The organism is Gordonibacter massiliensis (ex Traore et al. 2017) (assembly GCF_019731765.1).
In the GTDB taxonomy this organism is placed as follows: Bacteria; Actinomycetota; Coriobacteriia; order Coriobacteriales; family Eggerthellaceae; genus Gordonibacter; species Gordonibacter massiliensis.
The window spans coordinates 158,415-179,026 of record NZ_JAASIO010000003.1; the positions used below are offsets into that span (position 1 = coordinate 158,415).

The following is a 20,612-nucleotide window of genomic DNA, read 5'->3' on the forward strand; positions in this document are numbered from 1 at the left end:
CCGACGTGCCTGGCTTCTCTCGTCTGCCCCGCCTGCGCTTCGCGCGGGCGGTTGCTCGCCGCGGGGTGGCTGCGCTCGGACTCGCCTCCGATTTCGCGGTGCCACACAACGCCTCGAAGTATGCGCGCCCGCCCGCGCCCGCCCTACCCTCTTTGAGGGAGTTCTGTAACCTGATCGGCGATTTTGCGGAATTACCCCCAAAGAGGGTATGCCCCTGTCTCCCAGGTCGTGCATACTGCCGCTTGACGATTGTTGTCAGCGCTCGCATCGCGTCCGTCGGTTCCCACACAACACGAACCACGAATCCTTTTCCCCTAGATTTGGAGATGCAACATGGCTGACGAAACATCGTACGGATGGGCCGGTAAGATCCTCCGCGTCAATCTGAGCACGGGCTCGATCACGACGCAACCGACCGACCCCTACAAAGAATACATCGGCGGCATGGGCCTCGCGAACAAGATCATGTACGACGAAGTGCCCGCCGGCACCGACCCGTTCTCCCCGGAGAACAAGGTCATCTTCGCCGTCGGTCCGCTGACGGCTTCGGGCGTGCCCTTGGCGGGACGCACCACCATCTGCTCGCTGTCCACGTTCACGAAAGACCATCTGGTCGTCGACGCGCACTGCGGCGGCATGATCGGCGCCAAGATCAAGCTCGCCGGCTGGGACGCCATCGTGCTGGAGGGCGCGTCCAGCAAGCCGGTGTACCTGAACATCGTCGACGACAAGGTGGAGATCAAGGACGCCGGTTTCGTGTGGGGCCTGGGCACCCGCGAAGCCACCGAGATACTCAACCGCAAGGAAGGCAACGAGGCGTGCGTGGCCACCATCGGCCCCGCCGGCGAGAACCTGCTTCCCTACGCGTGCATCATCAACGCGCGCAACCACTCCGCCGGCGCCGGCACGGGCTCGGTCATGGGCTCGAAGAAGGTCAAGGCCATCGTGGTGCAGGGCAACGGCAGCGTGCACGTGAAGGACCCGCAGGCCGTGGCCGACCTGTCCGACTACATGCTGCGCGAGGTCATCGGCTCCAACAACAACCACGTGGTGCCGCAGACGCAGCAGGAATGGGCCGAGTTCTACGACAAGGGCTCGCGTTGGTCCGCCCGCAGCGGCCTGACGTGGGGCATGGCCGAAGACGGCCCCATCGACGTGGGCGAGCCGAAGCCCGGCGAGCTGAACACGGTGGGCTACCGCTGCATGAAGTCGGTGTACGACCTGGGCGAGGTGGCCGAGAAGTACACCATCAAGATGGACGGTTGCCACGGCTGCCCCATCCACTGCTACTCCGACCTGCGCACCGAGCGCACGGGCGAGCTGGGCGGCAAGACCACGTCGGGCAACACCTGCGCGGCCAACTTCCCGTTCAAGTACATGAACGGCATCCTGAAAACCGACATCAAGGAAGACAGCGAGTCGGGCATCGTGTGGAACACGCTCATCGGCACGACCATCGACGAGCTGGGCCTGTGGTGCAACTACGCGCAGCTGTGGCGCGATCTGGCCCACTGCATCAAGGCGGGCGTGTTCGACCGCGTGCTGCCCGAAGAGGAGAAGGCCAAGTACGACTGGAACCGCATCTACAACGACGACCCCACCATCATGGTGGAGCTGCTGCACGACATCGCCCGCAACGACTCCGAGATCGCGCACCTGGCCTACGGCCCCTACCACTGGACCGAGCGCTGGGACGACAAGGAGTGGTTCGATCAGCAGCCCAGCCAGCTGATCAACTACCGCGGCTGGCCCGTGCACCACTCCATCGAGTGCTTCGGGCAGGTGGGCGGCCTGTACAACATGATGTTCAACCGCGACGACATGATCCACTCCGCCGTGAACTTCCAGGGCTGCGGCCTTCCCATCGAGCTTAAGAAGGAAATCGCCGCCGAGGTGTGGGGCGGCGAGGACGCCATCGACCCGGACAAGAACTACACGCCCATGAACGAGCACAAAGCGAACTTCGCCTGGTGGAGCATCGTCACCGACGTGCTGCACGACTCCCTCACACTGTGCAACTGGACGTGGCCGATGACCATGAGCCCCACGAAGGCCCGCAACTACCGCGGCGACCTCGACCTGGAGGCCAAGTTCTTCAAGGCCGTCACCGGCGAGGACGTGACCACCGACGACCTGTACCAGGCCGGCGCCAAGATCATGACGCTGCAGCGCGCCAACACCGTGCGCGGCATGACGAAGGCCGACGGCACCATGGGCGAGAACGACATGCGCAATGTCCACGACACCATGTGCGCCTGGACGTTCAACGCCGATCCCGACAAGCAGCCGTTCACGGAGGGCACCATCAAAATGGAGCGCAACGACTTCCAAACCGCGCTCGGCATGCTCTACGACACGTTCGGCTGGGATCACGAGAAGGGCTGCCCCACGGCCGCCTGCCTCGATCAGTACGGCATGGCCGACGTCAAGGAAGAGCTCGACGGCTTGGGCCTGCTGCCGTAGCACCATCGACCCCGCGGTGCCGCCGTCCCCCTCTGCGGCACCGCTCCTCCATCGAACGCGGACGGCCCACCTTCCCCTCTCCTTACGAGGCCGCCCGCATGGGAAAGCCCCCGATACCGGGGGCTTTCCCATGGTTGCTCCTACTTGTCATCCTGAGCGCAGGCGCGTAGCGCCGGAGTCGAAGGATCTTCGACAAAGGAAGTTCCCGTTACCGAAGATCCTTCGACTGCGCGCCTGCGGCGCTCCGCCCAGGATGACAAGGGGCGACCTTGCGCTGTAGCGCTGCGCACAGATGACAGGACGATCCTACGCTGCGACCGGCGCTCGGAGCGGCAAGGCGGCCCTACGCTTCAGCCAGTCTCAGGTCGATGCGGGTGGAGCGGAGGGAGCAGTGCTCGCACAGGGCGCAGGGCACGCTCATCGCGTCGCAGGGCACTCGGGCGTCGAGCTCTTGGAGCGTGGCACCCTGGTGCACGAGATAATCTCCCACGAGGGCGCGGACGGCCTCGACGGCGAAGTGGAGCGTGTACGACTTGTCGGCCGGCACGCCGTCTAGGGCGCGCTTCACGTCGTCGGTGGTGATGGCCAGCGCCTCCTCGAACGTTCTGCCCTCGAGCAGCGAGCACACCACGCTCGCGCAGCCGGTCACGGCCAGGCATCCGCGCGTTTTGAATCCCGCACGCACGAACGTCTCGGTGTCGGGATCGACCACGGCGAACAGGCGCAGCGCCACCTCGCCGCGCTTCGACTTGCCCACCATGCTCTGGGCGTTGAACCCTTCGGGTGCCCCGCCGTTGCGGAAGTTCGCCACCACGGCCAGCAGCGTGTCGGAGTACCCCGCGACGCCGTCTTCTATCTCGGTTTGGTACACGTCCGCCGTGCGCAGCACATGGCGGTCCTTCACCTCGCGGTATACGTTGCGCGCCTCGTCTTCCACGAAAAATCCTCCCTCTAAAAGAATTACTTCGACTACGCCAGTTTCGCTACAGGAACATGCCGCGCTCGACGGAGTTCCACTCCGCGAGCGATGCCGCGTACGCGGGTGTCAGGTACTCGGTCGAGAAATAGTACACGTCGCCATTCGAGGCCGTGACGGTGTCGAGGTCGGGGTACGCCCCGCTTTCTCGAACCGTTTGCCACAGCTCGTCGATCTCCTCGCGCGACAGGCCGAAGGGCTCGTTGGAAAGCGAGGCGGCCTCCATCGGACGAGGATATTTCTTCGATTCGTCGCGCACGCACTCGACGAACGTGAGCACCCGATCGTCTTCGCTCGCCAAAAACGACCAGCGCGCGTAGGCGTCCGTCATGCGCTCGGACGAGTACAGGTAGTAGCTGTGCCTGCCCACCAGCGCCACGATGTCGTCGCACGGCGGCTCCGCAGGCGCGGCGTCCGGCACGGCAGAGTCGTCCGTCGACCCGGCCTCGGCAAGCCTCGGCTCGCCGGGCGCTTCGGCCTCGACGAACGCGTCGGGCACCGCCGGCTCTTCGAGCGCTGCGACCTCCTCGGGTTCTTCGGGTCGAAGCATGCGGGGCACGCCCACCGCCCGCGTGGCGGTGCGCACGACGGGCGCCGTCTCAAGGGCCTCCCGCCCCGCCCGCTCGGCCGCGCGCTCCTCGAGGTACTCGTACACGAACATCTCCCATTCCTCGGCCGTCTGGCCTTCGGGCACCAGGCCGGCTTCCGCCCATCTCGACGGTTCCACCAACCGCCCTGCGGCGGACTGCGCGCGCACGTCTTCGAAGATCACGGCAAGCAACTCTTGTTCGGTGAGCTCATCGGTGCCGGGCGCAGGTTCAAGGGAGCCCGCATCGAAAGCGGCTTCGCGATCGCCCTGAACTTCGTCCGCCTTGTCGGCATCGTCGGGAAGCGACGCTCCGGAGCCCTGCCCTGCAGACGCCCGAACGGGCTCGGCGTCGTCGGACGAATCGGCGCATCCGCTCCCCTTCGCCTCTTCCTCGGCGAGCGCGCGAATAACCTCTTCGCGAATTCGCTGAGCTTCTTCATCAGCCATGTTTTGCTCCTTTATCGAGCCGTTGAGTCCATATGGTATGATGGCCCTCGGAGCGCGCCCGGCATCCCCTCTTTCAGGATAAATCGAGGCGAAAGCGGAGCCGCGCCCCATCGCGACGTCGATGTCTATCAGGGAAAGGGAGGGCGCTTGAGCGCACAAGCCACGGGCAACCAGCCGGAGGGCAACGACCGCGACGAGCAGCTCGCCCCGACCACGGTTTCAAGCAGCTTCCGCCTGCTCTGGCCGCTCGTGGTGGGCCTTGGGTTCGGCAGAGCCGGCCTCATCGTCGCCAGCTACGGCAGCTACAACAGCACCGACGAGGGCATCTTCACGGACGGTGCCATGCTGGTGGCCCTCTGCGTGCTCGCCGTGTTCTTCGTCATCATCACCGTGGGCAAGGTGACCATCAAGAAGCGCGCCACGAACCTCATCATGCGCGTCGGAATAGCCCTGGAAGCTTTGACGTTAGCCGGCTTGGCAGCGCTCGACCTGACGGGCAACGGCGACCCCGCTCTGCAGTTCGCCTTGAGCTCGCTGTGCACGCTCGTGTCCTCCGTCACCATATACTATTGGCTGCGCCGCGCCCGCGGAACAGGGACCATCGTGGCGGCCGTGTTCGTGTTTTCCGCGCTTATCCTCAGCGAGGTGGAGATATACCTGTGCTCGCTGCTGCCCTGCGCCGCAGGCAACTTCGTGGCGGCGGCGCTCGTGCTGGTCCAGTATCCGTGCATGCTGTGGGCGCGCCATCGCACGCAGCCGCACGACATCGTCTCCGCGTCCCAGTCGAGCGACTACTTCGGTTTCACGAAAACCATGATCCAAAGCAAGCAGTTCTTGGCGGCCACGGCCATCGGCATAGGCTTCTTGTCCATCGTCATCGGCCTTTTGCGCGGCTACCCCGACGGGCAGGCCATCGCGTTCGCCCCCGTCACGCGCGCGGCTTACGGCTTGCTCACGGTGGGCATCAGCGGAGCCATCATCGCGCTCGTGCTGGGCAAGCGCCAGCGCGTCCTCACCGTGGGCATCTTCATCGTCATGGAGCTTTTGGCCTGTCTCGCGCTCATCGCCTACGCCGCCTTCCCCGACATGCTGGACATCGGCGCCGTGTTCACCACGACCCTCAACGCTCTCATGGTGGCGTTCACCTGGTACATCATCATCGCGTTCATGAGCTACGGGTGGCGCGATCCGTACTACTACGCCATCGCCGGCTGGCTCGTGTGGCTGGGCTGCCGCGCCGTCGCGCGCGTGGCGCTCATGGAGTTCTACAACGTGTCGGCGAACGACGTGCTCATGAACGCGATGATGGGCGCCCTCATCGTCGTGTCGACCCAGGTCGTTCTCGTGCAATTCCTCAACATCGCGCGGCGCGAGGCCCGAGAGCACGAAGACCAGGCGGCGCGGCAGGAAAGCGTGCTGGTGAAGATCATGGGCCTCGACGAGCACGAGAGCCTGGCCGACATGCGGCAAGCGTCCATGCAGCACAACGCCGAGGAGATGGGCAAGCAGTTCCTGCTGTCGGAGCGCGAGATGGAGGTGCTGGCGCTTTACGCGCTGGGATACACGCAGAAGCGCGTGGCCGAGGAGCTCTACATCACCCCGGGCACCGCCCATGCGCACATCAAGCGCATCTACGCGAAGACCGGCTTGCACTCCCGCCAGGAAATCCTAGACTATATGCAGCAGTACACATCGTAGAACGGGGAACCAACGTGCTTCACTTCGATTCCGACTATATGGAGGGCGCGCATCCGGCCATCATCGAGCGGCTGGCGGCCACGAACCTCGACCAGACGAGCGGCTACGGCACCGACGAGGTGTGCGAGGCCGCGCGCGACCGCATCCGCGCGACATGCGCCTGCCCTGAGGCCGCCGTGTACTTCCTCGTGGGCGGCACGCAGGCCAACGCCGCCGTGGCCGACCAGATCCTGCGACCGTGGGAGGGCATCGTGTCGGCCACGACCGGCCACATCACCGCGCACGAGGCCGGCGCCGTGGAGGCGTGCGGGCGCAAGACCCTGCCGCTGCCGCAGCACGACGGCAAGCTGGACGCCGACGAGGTGCGGGAACTGTGCGAGGCGTACTGGGGCGACGAGAACCGCGAGCACATCGTGGCGCCGGGCGCGGTGTACATCTCGCATCCCACCGAGTACGGCACCGTGTACTCGCTGGCCGAGCTGGAAGCGCTCTCGCAGGTGTGCCGCGACTTCGGCATGCGCCTGTTCATGGACGGCGCGCGCCTGGGCTACGGCCTGGCCGCCGTGGGAACCGACGTCACGCTGCCCGACATCGCGCGCTTGTGCGACGCGTTCTACATCGGCGGCACGAAGGTGGGCGCGTTCTGCGGCGAGGCCGTGGTGTTCACGAAGCCGGGGCTGGACGACCACTTCTTCACGCTCATGAAGAAACGCGGGGCGCTGCTGGCGAAGGGGCGCTTCCTGGGCCTGCAGTTCGACGTGCTGTTCGAGCAGGAGAACGGCCATCTGCGCTACGAGCGTGTCGGCCGTCATGCCGTCGACCTGGCGCAGCGCATCGCCGAGGGCTTCCGCGCGAAGGGCTACGACCTGCATATCGACTCGCCCACGAACCAGCAGTTCGTGGTGCTGGACGACGCCACCAAGGAGCGCCTGGCGCGGCATGCGTCGTTCGGCTTCTGGGAGCGCACGCCCGACGGCCGCACCGTGGTGCGCTTCGCCACCAGCTGGGCCACCCGGCCGGAAACCGTGGACGAGCTGCTGGCGCTGCTGTAAGCGCCCCGAACCGAAGGCGGCCGCGATGCCCGACCTTATCGACAGAGCCCTGCGTGCAGCCGAGCGACCGCCCGTCGCCCTGCTGCACGCTCCACGGTGCCTGACGGCGCGCGACGCCTCGGCGCGCTGCACGGCCTGCGCCGACGCATGCCCCGTCGATGCGCTGGCCGTGACGCCGCTCGTCGCCGAAGGCGCGCAGCCGTACGAGTCGGTGAACCCGACCGGTGAGGCCGGGCCGCGCATCGACAACGAAGCCTGCGTGCGCTGCGGCGCCTGTGTGACCGCCTGCCCCACGAACGCGCTGCTGCCCCTGCCTCCGCTCGATGACGAGGCGCTGTTCGCGCGCGCGGCCTCGACGGCCGCACATGCAGCGGAGCGGGCGGCCGAACAGGCTCTCGATAACGCGCCTCAGGACACGGCAACGTGGCAAAACCGCGAAGACGGCGCAGCAGGTGAAAACGCACCCGTCGTCGAAGGCCCCGCTCCCGCGACGGCGGGCCTCGTCTGCGAGCGTTGGGCGCAAACGCGTCGCCTCGACAGGGATCGAACCGTCGTGCTCCCCTGCCTCGGATGGGTCGACGCGCCCCTTCTGGTGCATATGGCGTGCAACGGCGCCGAGCGCATCGTCCTCCCCTTGGAAGCCTGCGCGGCGTGCGCGTTGACAACCGCCGCCGCACGCGTGCCCGAGGCGGCTGCCCAAGCGCAACGCATCTGCGGCAACTGGGGGCTCGACATCGTTATCGAGGCAACGGGCGAAGACGCCCTCGCACCGTTGGAGGCAAACCCCGACGCCGACGCCGCCGGCGAACTGTCACGCCGCAACCTGATCGCCCAGGCGGGCACCTCGCTCGTCGACGCCGCCAAAGCCGAAGCTGCCAAGCAGCTGGAGTCGTTGGCCGGCGCGTCGGCGCACGCCGACACCTCGCCCGAACCAGATGCGCGACGCTGGCAGCTGCTCGACGACCTGCACGCCGCCGGCCTGCCCGACGACGGCACCGTGGTTCCCCGAGCGCTCGCGCCGCGCGTGAGCGTCGACGTCGACCACTGCTCCGGCTGCGCCCAATGCGCCCTGTTCTGCCCCACCGAGGCACTGCGCAAGGCCGGGCGCCTCCCCGGCGGCCGCACGCTGCTGGAGTTCGACCCTTCCCGTTGCCGCGACTGCGGCGTGTGCGAGGACACGTGCCGCTACGGCGCCCTCGTCCGCGATGAAACGCTCACCGTCGGCGAACTGTTCGCCCTCGACCCCATCGAGATAGCCATCCCCAAGCGCCGCGTGCTTCCCGAACGCCGGCAAACCACCGTTGCACCGTAGGGGCGGGGCAGGACCCGTCCGCGCATCCCATGAGGACGTTGTCTGATGGGCGGGCTAGACATAAGGAAACCCTTGGCAAACGTCTTCGTCTGCTCCATGCTTTCTCGATCAGCATCTTATACAGTTTATGTATTTCATAACATTGACTTTAGGATTTGCATAAACAGCGGAGTGAATTCGAAGCGGCGAGCGCACGGTGCGCTCGCCGCTTCGTATCTCTTCTTCGGATGCATCGCGCCGGGCGATCTGGAGATCGCCCCTACGGGAGTGGTCGTGTCCTGCAAAAGACGACCGGACCAGGCGCGCTTATCCCCGGTACTCCTCCATAAGCGCTTTGAACGCGGGCATCGACCGCTCGATGGTTTCGCGGGAAATGCAGTAGCTCACGCGCACCCAGCCGCCCACGCCGAAGCTGTCGGACGGCACGAGCAGCAGCTCGTGCGCCTTCGCGCGGTCGCTGAACGCCTGGGCGTCGTCCTCCAGTGCGCGCACCCACAGGTAGAACGCGCCATCGGGCTCTACGAACTCGTAGCCGAGCGTCCCCAGGCCCTCGGTGAGCAGCGTGCGGTTGGCGGCGTAGGACGCCACGTCGGACGGCTCGTCGATGCAGCGCTCGATCACGCGTTGGAACAGCACCGGCGCGCAGATGAACCCGAGCGCGCGGCCTGCGCCGGCCACTGCCGTGGACACCTCGCGCGCGTCGTCCATCAGGTCGGACACGTAGATGTAGCCGATGCGCTCGCCCGGCAGGGAAAGCGACTTCGAATACGAGTAGCACACGATGGTGCGCGGCCACACGCACGGCACGTAGGGCACTTCGGCGCCGTAGGTGATCTCGCGGTACGGCTCGTCGCTGATGACGTAGATCTTGCGACCGAGCTCGGCCTCCTTGCGCTCGAGCAGGGCGGCGAACGCCCCAAGGTTCTCGCGTGCGTACACGGCACCCACCGGATTGTTCGGCGAGTTGATGATGACGGCGCTCGTCTTCGGGCCGATGGCGGCGTCTAACGCGTCGATATCCAGCTGGAAGTCGGGCACGTGGGCCGGCACCTCCACGCACGCGCACGCGGCCGTGTCGATCCACACCTTGTATTCAGGGAAGTACGGTGCGATGACGATAACCTCGTCCCCCGGCTTCGTGATGGCCGAAATGGAAATAGCCAGGCCCGCCGCGGCACCCGCCGTCAAGTACACCTGATCGGGCGACGCCGGCACGCCGAAGCGGTGGCGGATATGATCGGCCACGGTTTGGCGCACGCTGGGCGCACCGGCGGCCGGCGTGTAGCCGTGCAGGTCGCAGGGAGGCTCCTCCATAAGCTCGAGCACGGCCTGCTTCACGGCCTCGGGTGCAGGCACGCTGGGGTTGCCGATGCTGAAGTCGAACACGTTCTCGTCGCCGATCTCCGCCTTGCGCGCCATGCCGTACGCGAACAGCTCGCGAATCGCGCTCGGCTCGGCTCCCAGCCCGTACATCCTCTCGTTCACCATGTACACCACGTCCTCGTCTTGCCGCCTGATTTAGATGAGGAACAGGGTAGCACAACGCGAAGCCCTCGAAAGGCTTGCGGTTGCAAAAGACGGCCGAGGAGGCGTTTCCGCTGGTCCGCTCAAGCGCCTATACCACATGGCGACGCGAGAGGACCGCAAAACGCGCTGCCTCACCGCCGCGAGCAGACGAGCTGCGAACCGTAGAACCTATTCGCCGAACAGCATCTTCTCGAATTCGGCCACGGGGACGGGCCGCGAGAACACGTATCCCTGCAGCATGTCGCAATCCATGCCGCGCAGGCGAACGGCTTGACCGGACACCTCCACGCCTTCGGCCACCGTGTCCAAGTCGAGCTTTTTCGCCAAGGCCACCACCGATTCGACCACGTCCCATTCGCGCTGCCCGGTAGCGTCGCCCGCCGAGAAGAACGCGCGGTCGAGCTTCATCGTGTCGATGTCCACGTCTTTCAGCACGTTGAGCGACGAGTAACCGCTGCCGAAGTCGTCGAGCGAACAGCGGTAGCCGCGCGCATGCATCGAGTCGATGACTCCCATGAACGTCTCGGGGTCGCCGAACACCAACGTCTCGGTCAGCTCGAATTCGATGAGCGCGGCGGGCACGCCGTATCGTTCGCGAATCTCCTCGTACGGTGCGAGGAAGTCGTGCTCCCGCAAATGCGCTCGCGACATGTTCACCGAGATGGGCACCGGCTCCTTCCCCTGGTCGAGCCACGATTTCAACAGCTCGCACACCTGCTCGAACACGCACAAATCCACATTGATGATGAAGCCGTTGCGTTCGAAGAACGGCACGAAATCGTCGGGCGGCACCAAACCGCGCACGGGATCGATCCAGCGCACGAGCGCCTCGGCGCCGCCGATCGCCCCATCGGAAAGCCGCTGCTTGGGTTGGAAGTACGCCACGAATTCGCCACGTTCGAGGGCGCCGTGCATGCGGTTTTCCATATCCTGCTCTGTGAGCAGGTTCCGTCGGTCGACGTCGCTGTAGAAAGTGCAGGTGAAGTGGCGCGTGTTGGGCGCCTCCTTCCCGGAGTTGCGGGCGACGTTCGCGCGATCGCGCATGATGGTCAAAGACAAGTCCGTGTCCACAATGGGGTACACGCCCACCGTGAACGACAGGTAATAGGGTCGTTCGGCATCGACGTTGAACCCGTTTATGTCCTGCACCATGTTGTCGATGCGCGCGAGCATGTCATCCTTGTTCCCTTCGCGCATGAGCAGGTTGAAGGCATCGGCGCTGATGCGCGCCACGCATTCCTCGCCGTCGAGGTGATCGCCCAGGCGTTCGTAGACGTAGCGCAGCACCCGATCTCCGCTTTCCTTGCCTTGGATCTCGTTCAAGAGCTTGAACTTCTTAAGGTCGAGGGACACGAGCGCGTACGTGCCGGGCTCGGCGGAATCGATGACGCGACGCGCCGTGATGTCGAAGCGCGTTTGATTGTACCCTTCCGTCACGGGATCGACGAACGCGAGCCGTTCGAGCTCCTCGTTGGCCTTCTGCAGAGCCCGCTTCTGCTCGTCGAGCTGCTGCTGCGCCTCGATGAGGTCGGTCACGTCCACCATCGTCGTGTACGACAGCTGGTAACCGTCCACGTACTCGTCCAGAAACGTCGAGGCGAACTTGACCCACTTGTGCTTGCCGCCTTTGGCGTTCAAGCCGGCGATGCACTCGTAACCTCCGGTGTTCTTCTCAAGCGCCTCCATCACGTGTTCGACGATGACGGCGAAGTCCTCGGGGTTGTCCTCGAAGTACAGGTCGGGGCGGTTGTGAAACCGGGCCTCGTACTCCTCTTTCGGATAGCCGATGAACTGGTAGTAGTATTTGTTCGCCCAAACGAGCGTGAAATGGTCGTCGATCTTGTGCTTGCTTACGCTCAAGCGAAGCGTGTCGGCCAACACGCTATCCTCTTCGCTCACGAATTGCGTTTCCTGGGAATCGAAGGTGTTCGCCATTGAGGACTTCTCTTTCACGCGGGTTTCTGCGTTCGCTGCACGGTGCCCATGCGCAAGCGTCGCCTGAGATAACGTGCCATTTTACGCTTTTTCGCTTCGCGAAACCACCTCGCGGCAAACCCTTCAACAAAGATGGAGCCGGGCGGCGAAACCGAAGCCTTACCCTTGCTTCACCACGAGCACGTCGCAGCGCATGTTCCTGATAAGGTACGTGGACACGCTTCCCACGAACACGTATTTGATGTTCGAGAGGCCCCGCTCTCCGCATACGATCAAGTCGGGAGAAAACGGCTCCACCAGCTGCTCGGCCAACGTTTCGGCCACGCGGCCGGCGCGCACCTGCACGTTCACGGACGGAATCGAGGCGCTGCTGCGCGCTTCCCGCAACTCGTCGGCGAGTTCCTCCTCGATGCGCGCCAGGCCCTCTGTGCACAGCGCGTCGTAGTCGGCGCCGTTCGCCTCGTTGGGAACGGAGTCGATCACGTGGCCGAACAGGAGCTGCGCCCCGTTGTCGACCGCAAGCGCGACGGCCCGCTGGGCCACCGCCTTCTGCGTGGACGCGCCGTCGAGTGCTGCGAAGATGCGTTGGTACTGCGCCATGGGATGCTCCTTGCCTCGCCTTTCGCTCCATTGTAGCGGTTCTCTCGCGCAATCGCGACTTGCGCCGCCATCGTTTCGGTCACGGAAGCAGCCCGCAGGCCGCCCAAACAGCCGCAGGCGCATCCGTACCGGTATAGAAAAGGAGGCCGATGCGATTCGCACCGACCTCCTTCGCACGCTTTCGCTCGAGCAGAAGCTAGCAGCAGTGGCAGCTGTGAGCCTTGCGACCCTTTTTCTTGCCGTTGATGCCCTTGTCCTTGCAGGACAGGATGAGCTTCTCGGTGAGGGCGTTCAGCTGGGCCACCTCGTCGACGGACAGGCAATCCAGGATGTCCTCGGCCGTCTTGTCGTTGGCCTTGACGCGCTTCTCGGCCACTTTGCGACCCTCGTCGGTCAGCTTCACGGCGTAGGTGTGCTTCGCGTCGTGGTCCTCGATGGTCACGTAGCCGTTGCGCTCGGCCTTCTTCACGATGCCCTTGAGGTCGCTGCGGTCCATGCCCATGGTCTTCACGAGCTCGCGCTGCGTGGTGCCGTCGTTCTCCAGCAGGGCGTTGAGCAGGGCGCCCTGGCCGCGCTTGTAGCTCTTGGGGCCGTTCTTGTGGAACGAGAGGCGGGTGAGCTTGCTGGCCTTCTTCAGCTGCGCAAGGGTCTTGGTTGCTTCGGTCATGAGGGGTTCCTTCTTTCGTTTCTCTATCTCTCTCATAGTTGACGTTGCTACTATAGTCTTGTTTATGCGAAGTGACCTATTATCCACAAAACGTTCAAAGATAATCATTTAACCAGATCATTATGCATAACTATATTATCCATGGATAATTCCCAATTTGAATTATCCTCACTTCGACCTTCCCCCTCACCCCAACCACGTGGCGCTCGCCGCCCGGGGGAGGGGCGGCAGGCGGGGCCTGATGCGAGTTCCGCACAAGCCGAACAGTCCAGTGGACTGTTCGTGCGAGCTCAGGACTGCCCGAGCAGCAGGCCCCGCCTGCCGCCCCTCCCCCGGGCCCCACGAAGCGATCAACTGGTGACCAACAGCACGATGCCTATGAACAGCAGCAGCACGTAGGTGAGCTTCAGGAACTTCTCCCGGCTGATCTTCTTCTGCAGCTTGTTCCCCAACACCGTGGCCACGACGGCCAAGGGAACGCACATGAGGATGACCTGCAGCACGTCGCCCGTGAAGTGCCCCTGCTGGAAGGCGATGCACGCGTAGATGAAGTTGAGCACCGTCCAGATGAGCGACAGCGTGATGCGGAACTCCTGCTGGTCGCGCAGCTTCTGCACCGCGTAGATCACCAGCAGCGCACCGCCCGACACGAACATGCCCTGGATGAGCCCCGCCAGCGCCAGGATGATCCACAGCGCCCATTCCGGCAGGAACTTCTGGCGGGTGAAGATGAGGTTCTTCGCGCCGATGAACACGATGATGGCACCGTATATCTTCAGCAAGATGTGCAGCGGCATGAGTGTGTCCAACCAGATGCCCACGATCATGAACACGATCATAACGGCGATGATCTTGCCGAACTCGCGCCAATTCACGTGCTTGATGTTCAGCAGCGCCAACAGCCCGCACGCGAAGAAACCCATCACGTTCAAGATGGACACGGTAGAGTTCAGACCCAGAAGCGTGGTGCCCACCGGCATGGCGAAGATGTTGCCGGCGAAACCGGTGATGGCCTGCACGGTGTACGCGAAGAAGAACGCCGCAAGAAACAGTGCTTTTTCCATATATGCTACAATCCTATTCTAACGATCAGTTACCAGTGTAGCATTGATGGGCAACGTCATCGACGCGCTCTGGCGGGCGATGCCGTTGTGCGGCCCTTCCGGTTGCGCAGCGACGCCCTCGAGAGACGGAGAACGGAACCATATGGCGGGATTCAGCATCACCATCGCCGGCGATTCGGCGCTCAACCTGGAGTTCGCGCATGCGATCTCTGCGGAAACGAGCGCGAAGATCCGCCTGGCGGCCGAGAACCTCACCGCCGACCCCATCGAGGGCATCACCGAGCTCGTGCCCACGTTCTGCTCGCTCATGGTGTACTACAACCCCTTGGTGATCACGTTCGACGAGCTTTCCGCGCGTTTGAGGGGAAAGCTGCACGACGTGGGCGAAGCCGATCTTTCCGTGCGCAAGATCGTGCAGATTCCCGTGTGCTACGGCGGCGAGTACGGCCCCGACCTGGGCAACGTGGCTCGGCACGCCGGGATGTCCGAGCGGGAGGTCGTCGGCATCCACACCGCCCACGACTACCTCATAGACATGCTGGGCTTCCTGCCCGGCTTCGCCTACCTGGGCGGCCTCGACCCGCGCCTGCACACGCCGCGCCTGGCCACGCCGCGCACGCGCATCGAGCCCGGCAGCGTGGGCATCGGCGGCGAGCAGACGGGCATCTACCCGCTGGCCTCCCCCGGCGGCTGGCAGATCATCGGCCGCACGCCGCTGCGTCCCTACGACCCCGACCGCGAGGAACCCATCCTGTACGCCGCCGGCGAGTACCTGCGCTTCGTGCCCATCACGCCGGACGAGTACGCCGCCATCGAGCAGCAGCTGGCCGCCAACACCTACGAGTACCAGATCTTCGTGGAGGACGAGTAGCATGGGCCTCGTTATCAGAAAACCGGGCGTGTACACGTCGATCCAGGACAACGGCCGCTTCGGCTACCAGGGCAGCGGCTTCTCCACGAACGGCGTCATGGACCACCGCGCCTACGTGATAGCCAACCTGCTGGTGGAGAACGACCCCGACGCGCCCGTGCTCGAATTCGCGCTGGCCGGCCCCATGCTGCGCTTCACCACGAAAACCATCATCGCCATCACGGGCGCCGATTTCGGCGCCACCATCGACGGCGAGCCCGCGCCCCGCTACGCGGCCATCATGGTGAAGCGCGGCTCCATCCTGCGCTTCGGCGCCGCCAAGACCGGCTGCTACGGGTACCTAGCGATCGCCGGGGGCAGCGTGCGGGTGCCCGAGGTCATGGGCAGCCGCTCCACGAACCTGAAGTGCGAGTTCGGCGGCTGGAAGGGGCGCACGCTCATCACCGGCGACTACTTGCCGTTCGTGACGAAGGGCGTCGATTTCCTGCCGAATCTGGGCTCCCATCGCATCGATCCCGATCCGTTCTACGGGTTCGAGGAGGACGAGGTCACGGTGCGCGTGGTGCCCGGCCCCCAGGAGGACATGTTCACCGACGCCGGCATCGAGACGTTCTACAGCCGGCCCTACACCACCACCACGAAGTGCGACCGCATGGGGTATCGCCTGGACGGGCCGGAAATCGAGACGAAACACGGCTCCGATATCATATCGGACGGCATATCCTTCGGCGCCGTGCAGGTTCCCTCGCACGGCCGGCCCATCGTCATGCTAGCCGACCGCCAGACCACCGGCGGCTACGCGAAGATCGGCACCATCGCCACCGTCGACATCCCGAAGCTCGTGCAGCGCCCGCCGGGCAGCCGCATCCGCTTCGAAGCCATCACCGTGCAGCAGGCCCAAGAGCTGCTGCGGGAAGAGGCGCGGCAGTTCGAGATGCTGGCCTTGAAGGTGCGTCGGCCCAGCGCCGACGGCATCTCGCCGCGCCGCACGGCGCGGCGCCTCACGCCGATCTTGGAGAAGCAGGCCAAGAAAACCCAGGCCGACACCCTGTGGATCGACCGCGCCAACCGTGCCGAGCGCGTAGGCAGCCGCAACACGTTGCATTACGGGGACGGCGCGGGAGCGGATGCGCAGACGCGCGCAAACGGCGGCACGAGCAGCGGCGCTGACGCGGAAGCGAGCACGGGCGCAAGCAGCAACGGAACCAACGGCAACGACCGCATCGCATAGACGAGCGCAAGGAGAAGCACCATGGATACGAAAGCCATCGAAGAACTCATCGCCATCATGGACAAGGCCGAGCTCACGGCCCTGCGCGTGGACGACGGCGAGACGAAAATCGAGCTGGAACGCAGCCACGGACCGCTCTCGTCCTCGGCCCTTCCGCTCATGGCCGACCGCGTGAGCGCGCTTTTGGCCGGCAAGTCCGAAGGCCACGAAGCCGCCGCGATCGAAGACGTCGACAAGGACTCGCTGCTGGTGCGCAGCCCCATGGTGGGCATGTTCTACATCTCGCCCAGCCCCGACGAGGATCCGTTCGTCAAGGTGGGGCAAGAGGTGCTTTCCGGCCAGACGCTCGCCATCGTAGAGGCCATGAAGATGATGAACGAGATCACGGCCCCCGCGCCCGGCGTGGTGGTGGAGGTGCTGGCCGCCAACGGCGCGCAGGTGGAGTACGACCAGCCGCTGTTCCGCATCGCCACCGCCGAAGCGCGCTAGGCGGGGCGCGCCATGTTCGACAAGATACTCATTGCCAACCGCGGCGAGATAGCCGTGCGCATCATCCGCGCCTGCCGCGCCATGGGCATCAAGACGGTGGCCGTGTACTCAACGGCGGACAAGCATTCGCTGCACGTGTACCTGGCCGACGAGAGCGTGTGCATCGGGCCGCCGGCCGCGCGCGACTCCTACCTGAATATCGCCGCCATCCTGTCGGCGGCGAAGGGCACGGGAGCGCAGGCCATCCACCCGGGCTACGGCTTCCTGTCGGAGAACTCCACGTTCGCGAAGCTGTGCCGCGAGAACGACATCGTGTTCATAGGCCCCGCGCCCGAGGTCATCGACCGCATGGGCAACAAGAGCCAGGCCCGCAAGACCATGATGGAAGCGGGCGTGCCCGTGGTACCCGGCACGAAGGAGCCGGTGCACGCCCCCGAGGAGGCGCTGGAGCTGGCGCGCGGCATCGGCTGGCCCATCATGATCAAGGCGTCGTCCGGCGGCGGCGGCAAGGGCATGCGCGTGAGCATGGACGAGCGCGATTTCTGCGAGCAGTTCTCCATCGCGCAGCGCGAGAGCGTGGGCGCGTTCGGCGACAACACCATGTACCTGGAGCGCTGCGTGCTGAACCCGCGCCATGTGGAAGTGCAGGTCATGGCCGACACGTACGGCACCGTGGTGGCGCTGGGCGAGCGCGACTGCTCCGTGCAGCGCAACCATCAGAAGATGATCGAGGAGAGCCCCTCGCCTGCTTTGACGGAAGAGGTGCGCGCCGAGATGCTGGACGCGGCCGTGCGCGCGGCGCAGGCCGTGGGCTACACGTCGGCCGGCACGATCGAGTTTCTGCTGGACGACCGGCTGAACTACTACTTCATGGAAATGAACACGCGCGTGCAGGTGGAGCACTCCGTGACCGAGATGGTCACGGGCACCGACATCGTGCAGGAGATGATCCGCGTGGCGGCGGGCGACCCGCTCACGTTCACGCAGGACGACATCACCTACCGCGGCCACGCCATCGAGTGCCGCGTGAACGCCGAGCAGCCCGAAGCACACTTTTTGCCCTCGCCCGGCACCATCTCGCAGATGCACCTGCCCGGCGGCAACGGCGTGCGCGTGGACACGGCCGCGTTCGACGGCTACGAGATATCGCCCTACTACGACTCCATGATAGCCAAGGTCATCGTGCACGGACGCGACCGCACCGAGGCCATCGCGAAGATGCGCACCGCGCTTGAGGAGATGGTGGTGGTGGGCGTGAAGACGAACCTGGACTTCCAGTACGCCATCATGGAGAACGAGACGTTCGCCGCCGGCTTGGCCGACACGAGCTTCATCGAGCGGTTCATGAAGGGCGAAGTGTAAACCGCACGCCCGGGGACGGACGGGCGGCGCTCAGTCGCTCGGGCAGTCCTGAGCTCGCACGAAACGCCCACAGCTGGAGATCGACAAGCGCTCTCCAGCGCGCCCGCTCGGGCGCGGGAGATGGTGTGTGAACAGTCCACTGGACTGTTCACCATGCGGAACTCGCTTGATGAGCGCCGCCCGTCCGTCCCCTTCTCTCACTTTGTCCGTCCGTCCCGCCCACAGCAGATCAACCGGGAAGAAAGCCGGCAGGCAACGAGGGGTGAGAGGGGTTCAACTTATGCGCTTCTTGCAAGTTGGCGGATGGACAATACCGACTGGCTGGGTTGTGCTTGCCGAATGCCCAACCCTCGCTAGTTGAACCGTAGGGGCGCTCTCCAGAGCGCCCGTTCCGGCGAAGCCGGAAAACCCGGCAACGTTCACCGCTTGCACACCCTCACTTCGCCAGCAGCTTCTCTATCTGCGGCACGCCCAGCATGTTGACCGTTCGGAACTCTCCCTTGTAGAACACGGCCCAGTTGTTGAAGGCGCAGGGGAGTTCCTTGGCCTTCTGCAGCGTGTCCACGAGAACGAGCGACGCGGGCACGTCGTTCTCTTCGCAGTACTGGCGTATCTTCTCGATATACTGGTGGATGTAAGGGCATTGCAGGTCGTAGTAGATCGTCAGCTCCTCGCTTTCGATCCGCTCGCGTTTGGCGTTCGGTGCGAACTGCGGCACCGTTCCGTCGAAGGAGAGCGCGAGCAGCTCGTAGCCGCTCTCGGTTGTGTCGACCACCTCGAAGCCGTACTTCTTCGCGAACGACTGGTCGGAAAGCCAGCTCTTCTGTTTCTTCGCTCCCAGCATGCACACGCCGGATTTCCCCTGCTTCTTGGCATCGGCTAGGCAGTACTCCATCAGCGATTTCCCGTATCCGCTTCCCTTGGGGCTGCCGGTGACCCACAGGCAGTACAGGTAGAGGTAGTTGTCGCCCACTACGGGAACCCAAGCCGACTCAAGCGGAGCGTACTCGATGAACACGGTGGCCTTCGCCTGCAGCTTTCTGAAAACGTGGCCTTCCTTCAACCGGTCGGCGAGCCACTGCCGCTTCGCCTCGACGCCCGGATGGGGCTTCTTCGTGCGGATGATACAGCAGAGGTGCTCGTCAGCGAGGTTTTCCGGCGTCAGGTTCACGAACTCGGCGTCCATGCGGGGTCCTTTTCTCATGTCGATGTCGGCCATCTCATTGTAGCCGTTCACACCCACGCGATTCGCAGAATGTAGCGACCTTGTCTGCGAAGACCCGAGCATTGTCGGCCCAAAAACGCGTTTTCTGCCACGAAAACGCGTCTTTGGGCCGACAATGCTCGGTCAGATGCCCGCACTCAGAGCGCCGATCTTGCATGAGAGCGTGGATAGAGTGCGCCGCGCAGCGGCTCCTCGTGCGATAATGGAGCACACCATCTTGGAAAGGGGCCTATCATGCAGAACACTCCGATTCCCACCAAGCCCGAGGGCATTGCCGACGACGTGTGGGCGCAGATGCTCGACGCGGCGCCCGCCGAGGCGCGGCATCTCATTCGCTCCGGCGCGTTCACGGCACCGACCAGCGGTTTGTGCCCCGGGTACGCGCAGGCGAACCTCATCGTGCTGCCGAAGGAGCAAGCCTACGACTTCCTGCTGTTCGCGCAGCGCAACCCCAAGCCGTGCCCGCTGCTCGAGGTGACCGAGGTGGGCGCCCGCGAAGCCACCATCTGCGCGACCGACTGCGACATCGCCACGGACTTCCCGCGCTACCGCATCTACGAGCACGGCGAGCTGGTGGCCGAGGTGGACAACGTCGAGGACTACTGGCGCGACGACCTGGTTTCGTTCGTCATCGGGTGCTCGTTCTCGTTCGAGTCCGAGCTCATCGAGGCCGGCATCGAGATGCGCCACAACACCATGGGCCGCAACGTCTCCATGTACCTGACGGGCGTGCCGTGCACGCCGGCGGGCTCCATGTCCGGCAACATGGTCATGTCCATGCGCCCCATCCCCTACGACCAGGTGGTGAAGGCGGTGCAGATCTCCGGCGCCATCCCCAAGGTGCACGGCGCGCCCATCCACATCGGCGACCCGGCGGCCATCGGCGTGAAGGACATCGCGCATCCCGAGTTCGGCGACCCCGTGGACATCCACGAGGGCGAGGTGCCGGTGTTCTGGGCCTGCGGCGTGACGCCCCAGTCCATCGTCATGAACAGCAAGCCGCCGTTCGCCATCACCCACGCCCCCGGCTGCATGCTCATCACCGACACGAAGAACATCAACCTGAAGGAATAGGTCTCCGAAGCCGCATCTCAAGTCCCCGCA

Annotated in this window: 17 protein-coding genes; 9 read left to right on the forward strand and 8 right to left on the reverse strand. The window is 64.7% G+C overall.

Annotated elements, in window-relative coordinates; genetic code table 11:
* Positions 1-333 precede the first annotated feature (333 nt).
* Positions 334-2,463 (forward strand): aldehyde ferredoxin oxidoreductase, encoded by a 2,130-nt coding sequence (locus HCH03_RS05790; RefSeq protein WP_185904445.1) that lies wholly within the window; start codon positions 334-336, stop codon positions 2,461-2,463.
* 343 nt (positions 2,464-2,806) lie between these two features.
* On the opposite strand, the gene HCH03_RS05795 is transcribed toward HCH03_RS05790, so the two are convergent.
* Positions 2,807-3,400: an iron-sulfur cluster assembly scaffold protein gene (locus HCH03_RS05795; RefSeq protein ID WP_185904444.1), complete on the reverse strand. Its 594-nt coding sequence runs from the start codon at positions 3,398-3,400 to the stop codon at positions 2,807-2,809.
* 46 nt (positions 3,401-3,446) lie between these two features.
* Positions 3,447-4,475, reverse strand: a complete 1,029-nt coding sequence (locus HCH03_RS05800; protein ID WP_221688724.1) for a hypothetical protein — start codon at positions 4,473-4,475, stop codon at positions 3,447-3,449.
* A 147-nt stretch (positions 4,476-4,622) separates the two neighbouring features.
* Between HCH03_RS05800 and HCH03_RS05805 the strand changes: the two genes are divergently transcribed.
* The 3 genes from HCH03_RS05805 to HCH03_RS05815 are packed head-to-tail and all read left to right on the forward strand — an operon-like array spanning position 4,623 to position 8,537.
* Positions 4,623-6,173, forward strand: a complete 1,551-nt coding sequence (locus HCH03_RS05805; RefSeq protein WP_221688725.1) for a helix-turn-helix transcriptional regulator — start codon at positions 4,623-4,625, stop codon at positions 6,171-6,173.
* A gap of 14 nt (positions 6,174-6,187) precedes the next feature.
* Complete coding sequence (locus HCH03_RS05810) at positions 6,188-7,225, forward strand: threonine aldolase family protein (RefSeq protein ID WP_221688726.1); 1,038 nt, start codon at positions 6,188-6,190, stop codon at positions 7,223-7,225.
* A 25-nt stretch (positions 7,226-7,250) separates the two neighbouring features.
* On the forward strand, positions 7,251-8,537 hold the full coding sequence (locus tag HCH03_RS05815) for a 4Fe-4S binding protein (protein ID WP_221688727.1): 1,287 nt from the start codon (positions 7,251-7,253) through the stop codon (positions 8,535-8,537).
* Positions 8,538-8,843: 306 nt separating this feature from the next.
* Here the strand turns inward: HCH03_RS05815 and HCH03_RS05820 are convergent, their stop codons facing one another.
* The 5 genes from HCH03_RS05820 to HCH03_RS05840 form a co-directional block, all read right to left on the reverse strand.
* A complete protein-coding gene (locus HCH03_RS05820) occupies positions 8,844-10,025 on the reverse strand; it encodes a pyridoxal phosphate-dependent aminotransferase (RefSeq protein WP_221688728.1) in 1,182 nt (393 codons plus the stop codon).
* Positions 10,026-10,232: 207 nt separating this feature from the next.
* A complete protein-coding gene (locus tag HCH03_RS05825; protein WP_221688729.1) occupies positions 10,233-11,999 on the reverse strand; it encodes a sensor domain-containing protein in 1,767 nt (588 codons plus the stop codon).
* A 159-nt stretch (positions 12,000-12,158) separates the two neighbouring features.
* Entirely contained in the window at positions 12,159-12,599 is a 441-nt protein-coding gene (locus tag HCH03_RS05830; protein WP_221688730.1) for a universal stress protein, read from the reverse strand.
* A gap of 196 nt (positions 12,600-12,795) precedes the next feature.
* A complete protein-coding gene (locus HCH03_RS05835; protein ID WP_221688731.1) occupies positions 12,796-13,266 on the reverse strand; it encodes a MarR family winged helix-turn-helix transcriptional regulator in 471 nt (156 codons plus the stop codon).
* 350 nt (positions 13,267-13,616) lie between these two features.
* The gene (locus tag HCH03_RS05840; protein ID WP_080143911.1) at positions 13,617-14,330 is read right to left on the reverse strand and encodes a sulfite exporter TauE/SafE family protein; all 714 of its coding nucleotides are present in this window, start codon (positions 14,328-14,330) and stop codon (positions 13,617-13,619) included.
* A 142-nt stretch (positions 14,331-14,472) separates the two neighbouring features.
* Between HCH03_RS05840 and pxpB the strand changes: the two genes are divergently transcribed.
* The 4 genes from pxpB to accC are packed head-to-tail and all read left to right on the forward strand — an operon-like array spanning position 14,473 to position 18,283.
* Positions 14,473-15,201 carry a 5-oxoprolinase subunit PxpB gene (gene pxpB, locus HCH03_RS05845; RefSeq protein ID WP_185904435.1) on the forward strand — a complete coding sequence of 243 codons (729 nt, stop codon included), beginning with the start codon at positions 14,473-14,475 and terminating at the stop codon, positions 15,199-15,201.
* A 1-nt stretch (position 15,202) separates the two neighbouring features.
* On the forward strand, positions 15,203-16,432 hold the full coding sequence (locus HCH03_RS05850) for a biotin-dependent carboxyltransferase family protein (RefSeq protein ID WP_246599723.1): 1,230 nt from the start codon (positions 15,203-15,205) through the stop codon (positions 16,430-16,432).
* Between the two features lie 21 nt (positions 16,433-16,453).
* A complete protein-coding gene (accB, locus tag HCH03_RS05855; protein ID WP_221688732.1) occupies positions 16,454-16,921 on the forward strand; it encodes an acetyl-CoA carboxylase biotin carboxyl carrier protein in 468 nt (155 codons plus the stop codon).
* A gap of 12 nt (positions 16,922-16,933) precedes the next feature.
* Positions 16,934-18,283, forward strand: coding sequence for an acetyl-CoA carboxylase biotin carboxylase subunit (gene accC / locus HCH03_RS05860; RefSeq protein WP_221688733.1), 1,350 nt, complete (start codon positions 16,934-16,936; stop codon positions 18,281-18,283).
* A gap of 436 nt (positions 18,284-18,719) precedes the next feature.
* Here accC and HCH03_RS05865 read toward each other — a convergent pair whose 3' ends face one another.
* Positions 18,720-19,469 (reverse strand): N-acetyltransferase, encoded by a 750-nt coding sequence (locus tag HCH03_RS05865; protein ID WP_221688734.1) that lies wholly within the window; start codon positions 19,467-19,469, stop codon positions 18,720-18,722.
* A 273-nt stretch (positions 19,470-19,742) separates the two neighbouring features.
* On the opposite strand from HCH03_RS05865, the gene HCH03_RS05870 reads away from it, so the two are divergent.
* Entirely contained in the window at positions 19,743-20,582 is an 840-nt protein-coding gene (locus tag HCH03_RS05870) for a putative hydro-lyase (RefSeq protein WP_221688735.1), read from the forward strand.
* Positions 20,583-20,612 lie beyond the last annotated feature (30 nt).

Excerpts from the sequence above, each read along its gene's own strand:
- HCH03_RS05790 (WP_185904445.1), top strand. The coding sequence starts at position 334 with ATGGCTGACGAAACATCGTACGGATGGGCCGGTAAGATCCTCCGCGTC.
- HCH03_RS05800 (WP_221688724.1), bottom strand. The coding sequence starts at position 4,475 with ATGGCTGATGAAGAAGCTCAGCGAATTCGCGAAGAGGTTATTCGCGCG.
- HCH03_RS05815 (WP_221688727.1), top strand. The coding sequence starts at position 7,251 with ATGCCCGACCTTATCGACAGAGCCCTGCGTGCAGCCGAGCGACCGCCC.
- HCH03_RS05820 (WP_221688728.1), bottom strand. The coding sequence starts at position 10,025 with ATGGTGAACGAGAGGATGTACGGGCTGGGAGCCGAGCCGAGCGCGATT.
- HCH03_RS05825 (WP_221688729.1), bottom strand. The coding sequence starts at position 11,999 with ATGGCGAACACCTTCGATTCCCAGGAAACGCAATTCGTGAGCGAAGAG.
- HCH03_RS05830 (WP_221688730.1), bottom strand. The coding sequence starts at position 12,599 with ATGGCGCAGTACCAACGCATCTTCGCAGCACTCGACGGCGCGTCCACG.
- HCH03_RS05835 (WP_221688731.1), bottom strand. The coding sequence starts at position 13,266 with ATGACCGAAGCAACCAAGACCCTTGCGCAGCTGAAGAAGGCCAGCAAG.
- HCH03_RS05840 (WP_080143911.1), bottom strand. The coding sequence starts at position 14,330 with ATGGAAAAAGCACTGTTTCTTGCGGCGTTCTTCTTCGCGTACACCGTG.
- pxpB (WP_185904435.1), top strand. The coding sequence starts at position 14,473 with ATGGCGGGATTCAGCATCACCATCGCCGGCGATTCGGCGCTCAACCTG.
- HCH03_RS05850 (WP_246599723.1), top strand. The coding sequence starts at position 15,203 with ATGGGCCTCGTTATCAGAAAACCGGGCGTGTACACGTCGATCCAGGAC.
- accB (WP_221688732.1), top strand. The coding sequence starts at position 16,454 with ATGGATACGAAAGCCATCGAAGAACTCATCGCCATCATGGACAAGGCC.
- accC (WP_221688733.1), top strand. The coding sequence starts at position 16,934 with ATGTTCGACAAGATACTCATTGCCAACCGCGGCGAGATAGCCGTGCGC.
- HCH03_RS05865 (WP_221688734.1), bottom strand. The coding sequence starts at position 19,469 with ATGGACGCCGAGTTCGTGAACCTGACGCCGGAAAACCTCGCTGACGAG.
- HCH03_RS05870 (WP_221688735.1), top strand. The coding sequence starts at position 19,743 with ATGCAGAACACTCCGATTCCCACCAAGCCCGAGGGCATTGCCGACGAC.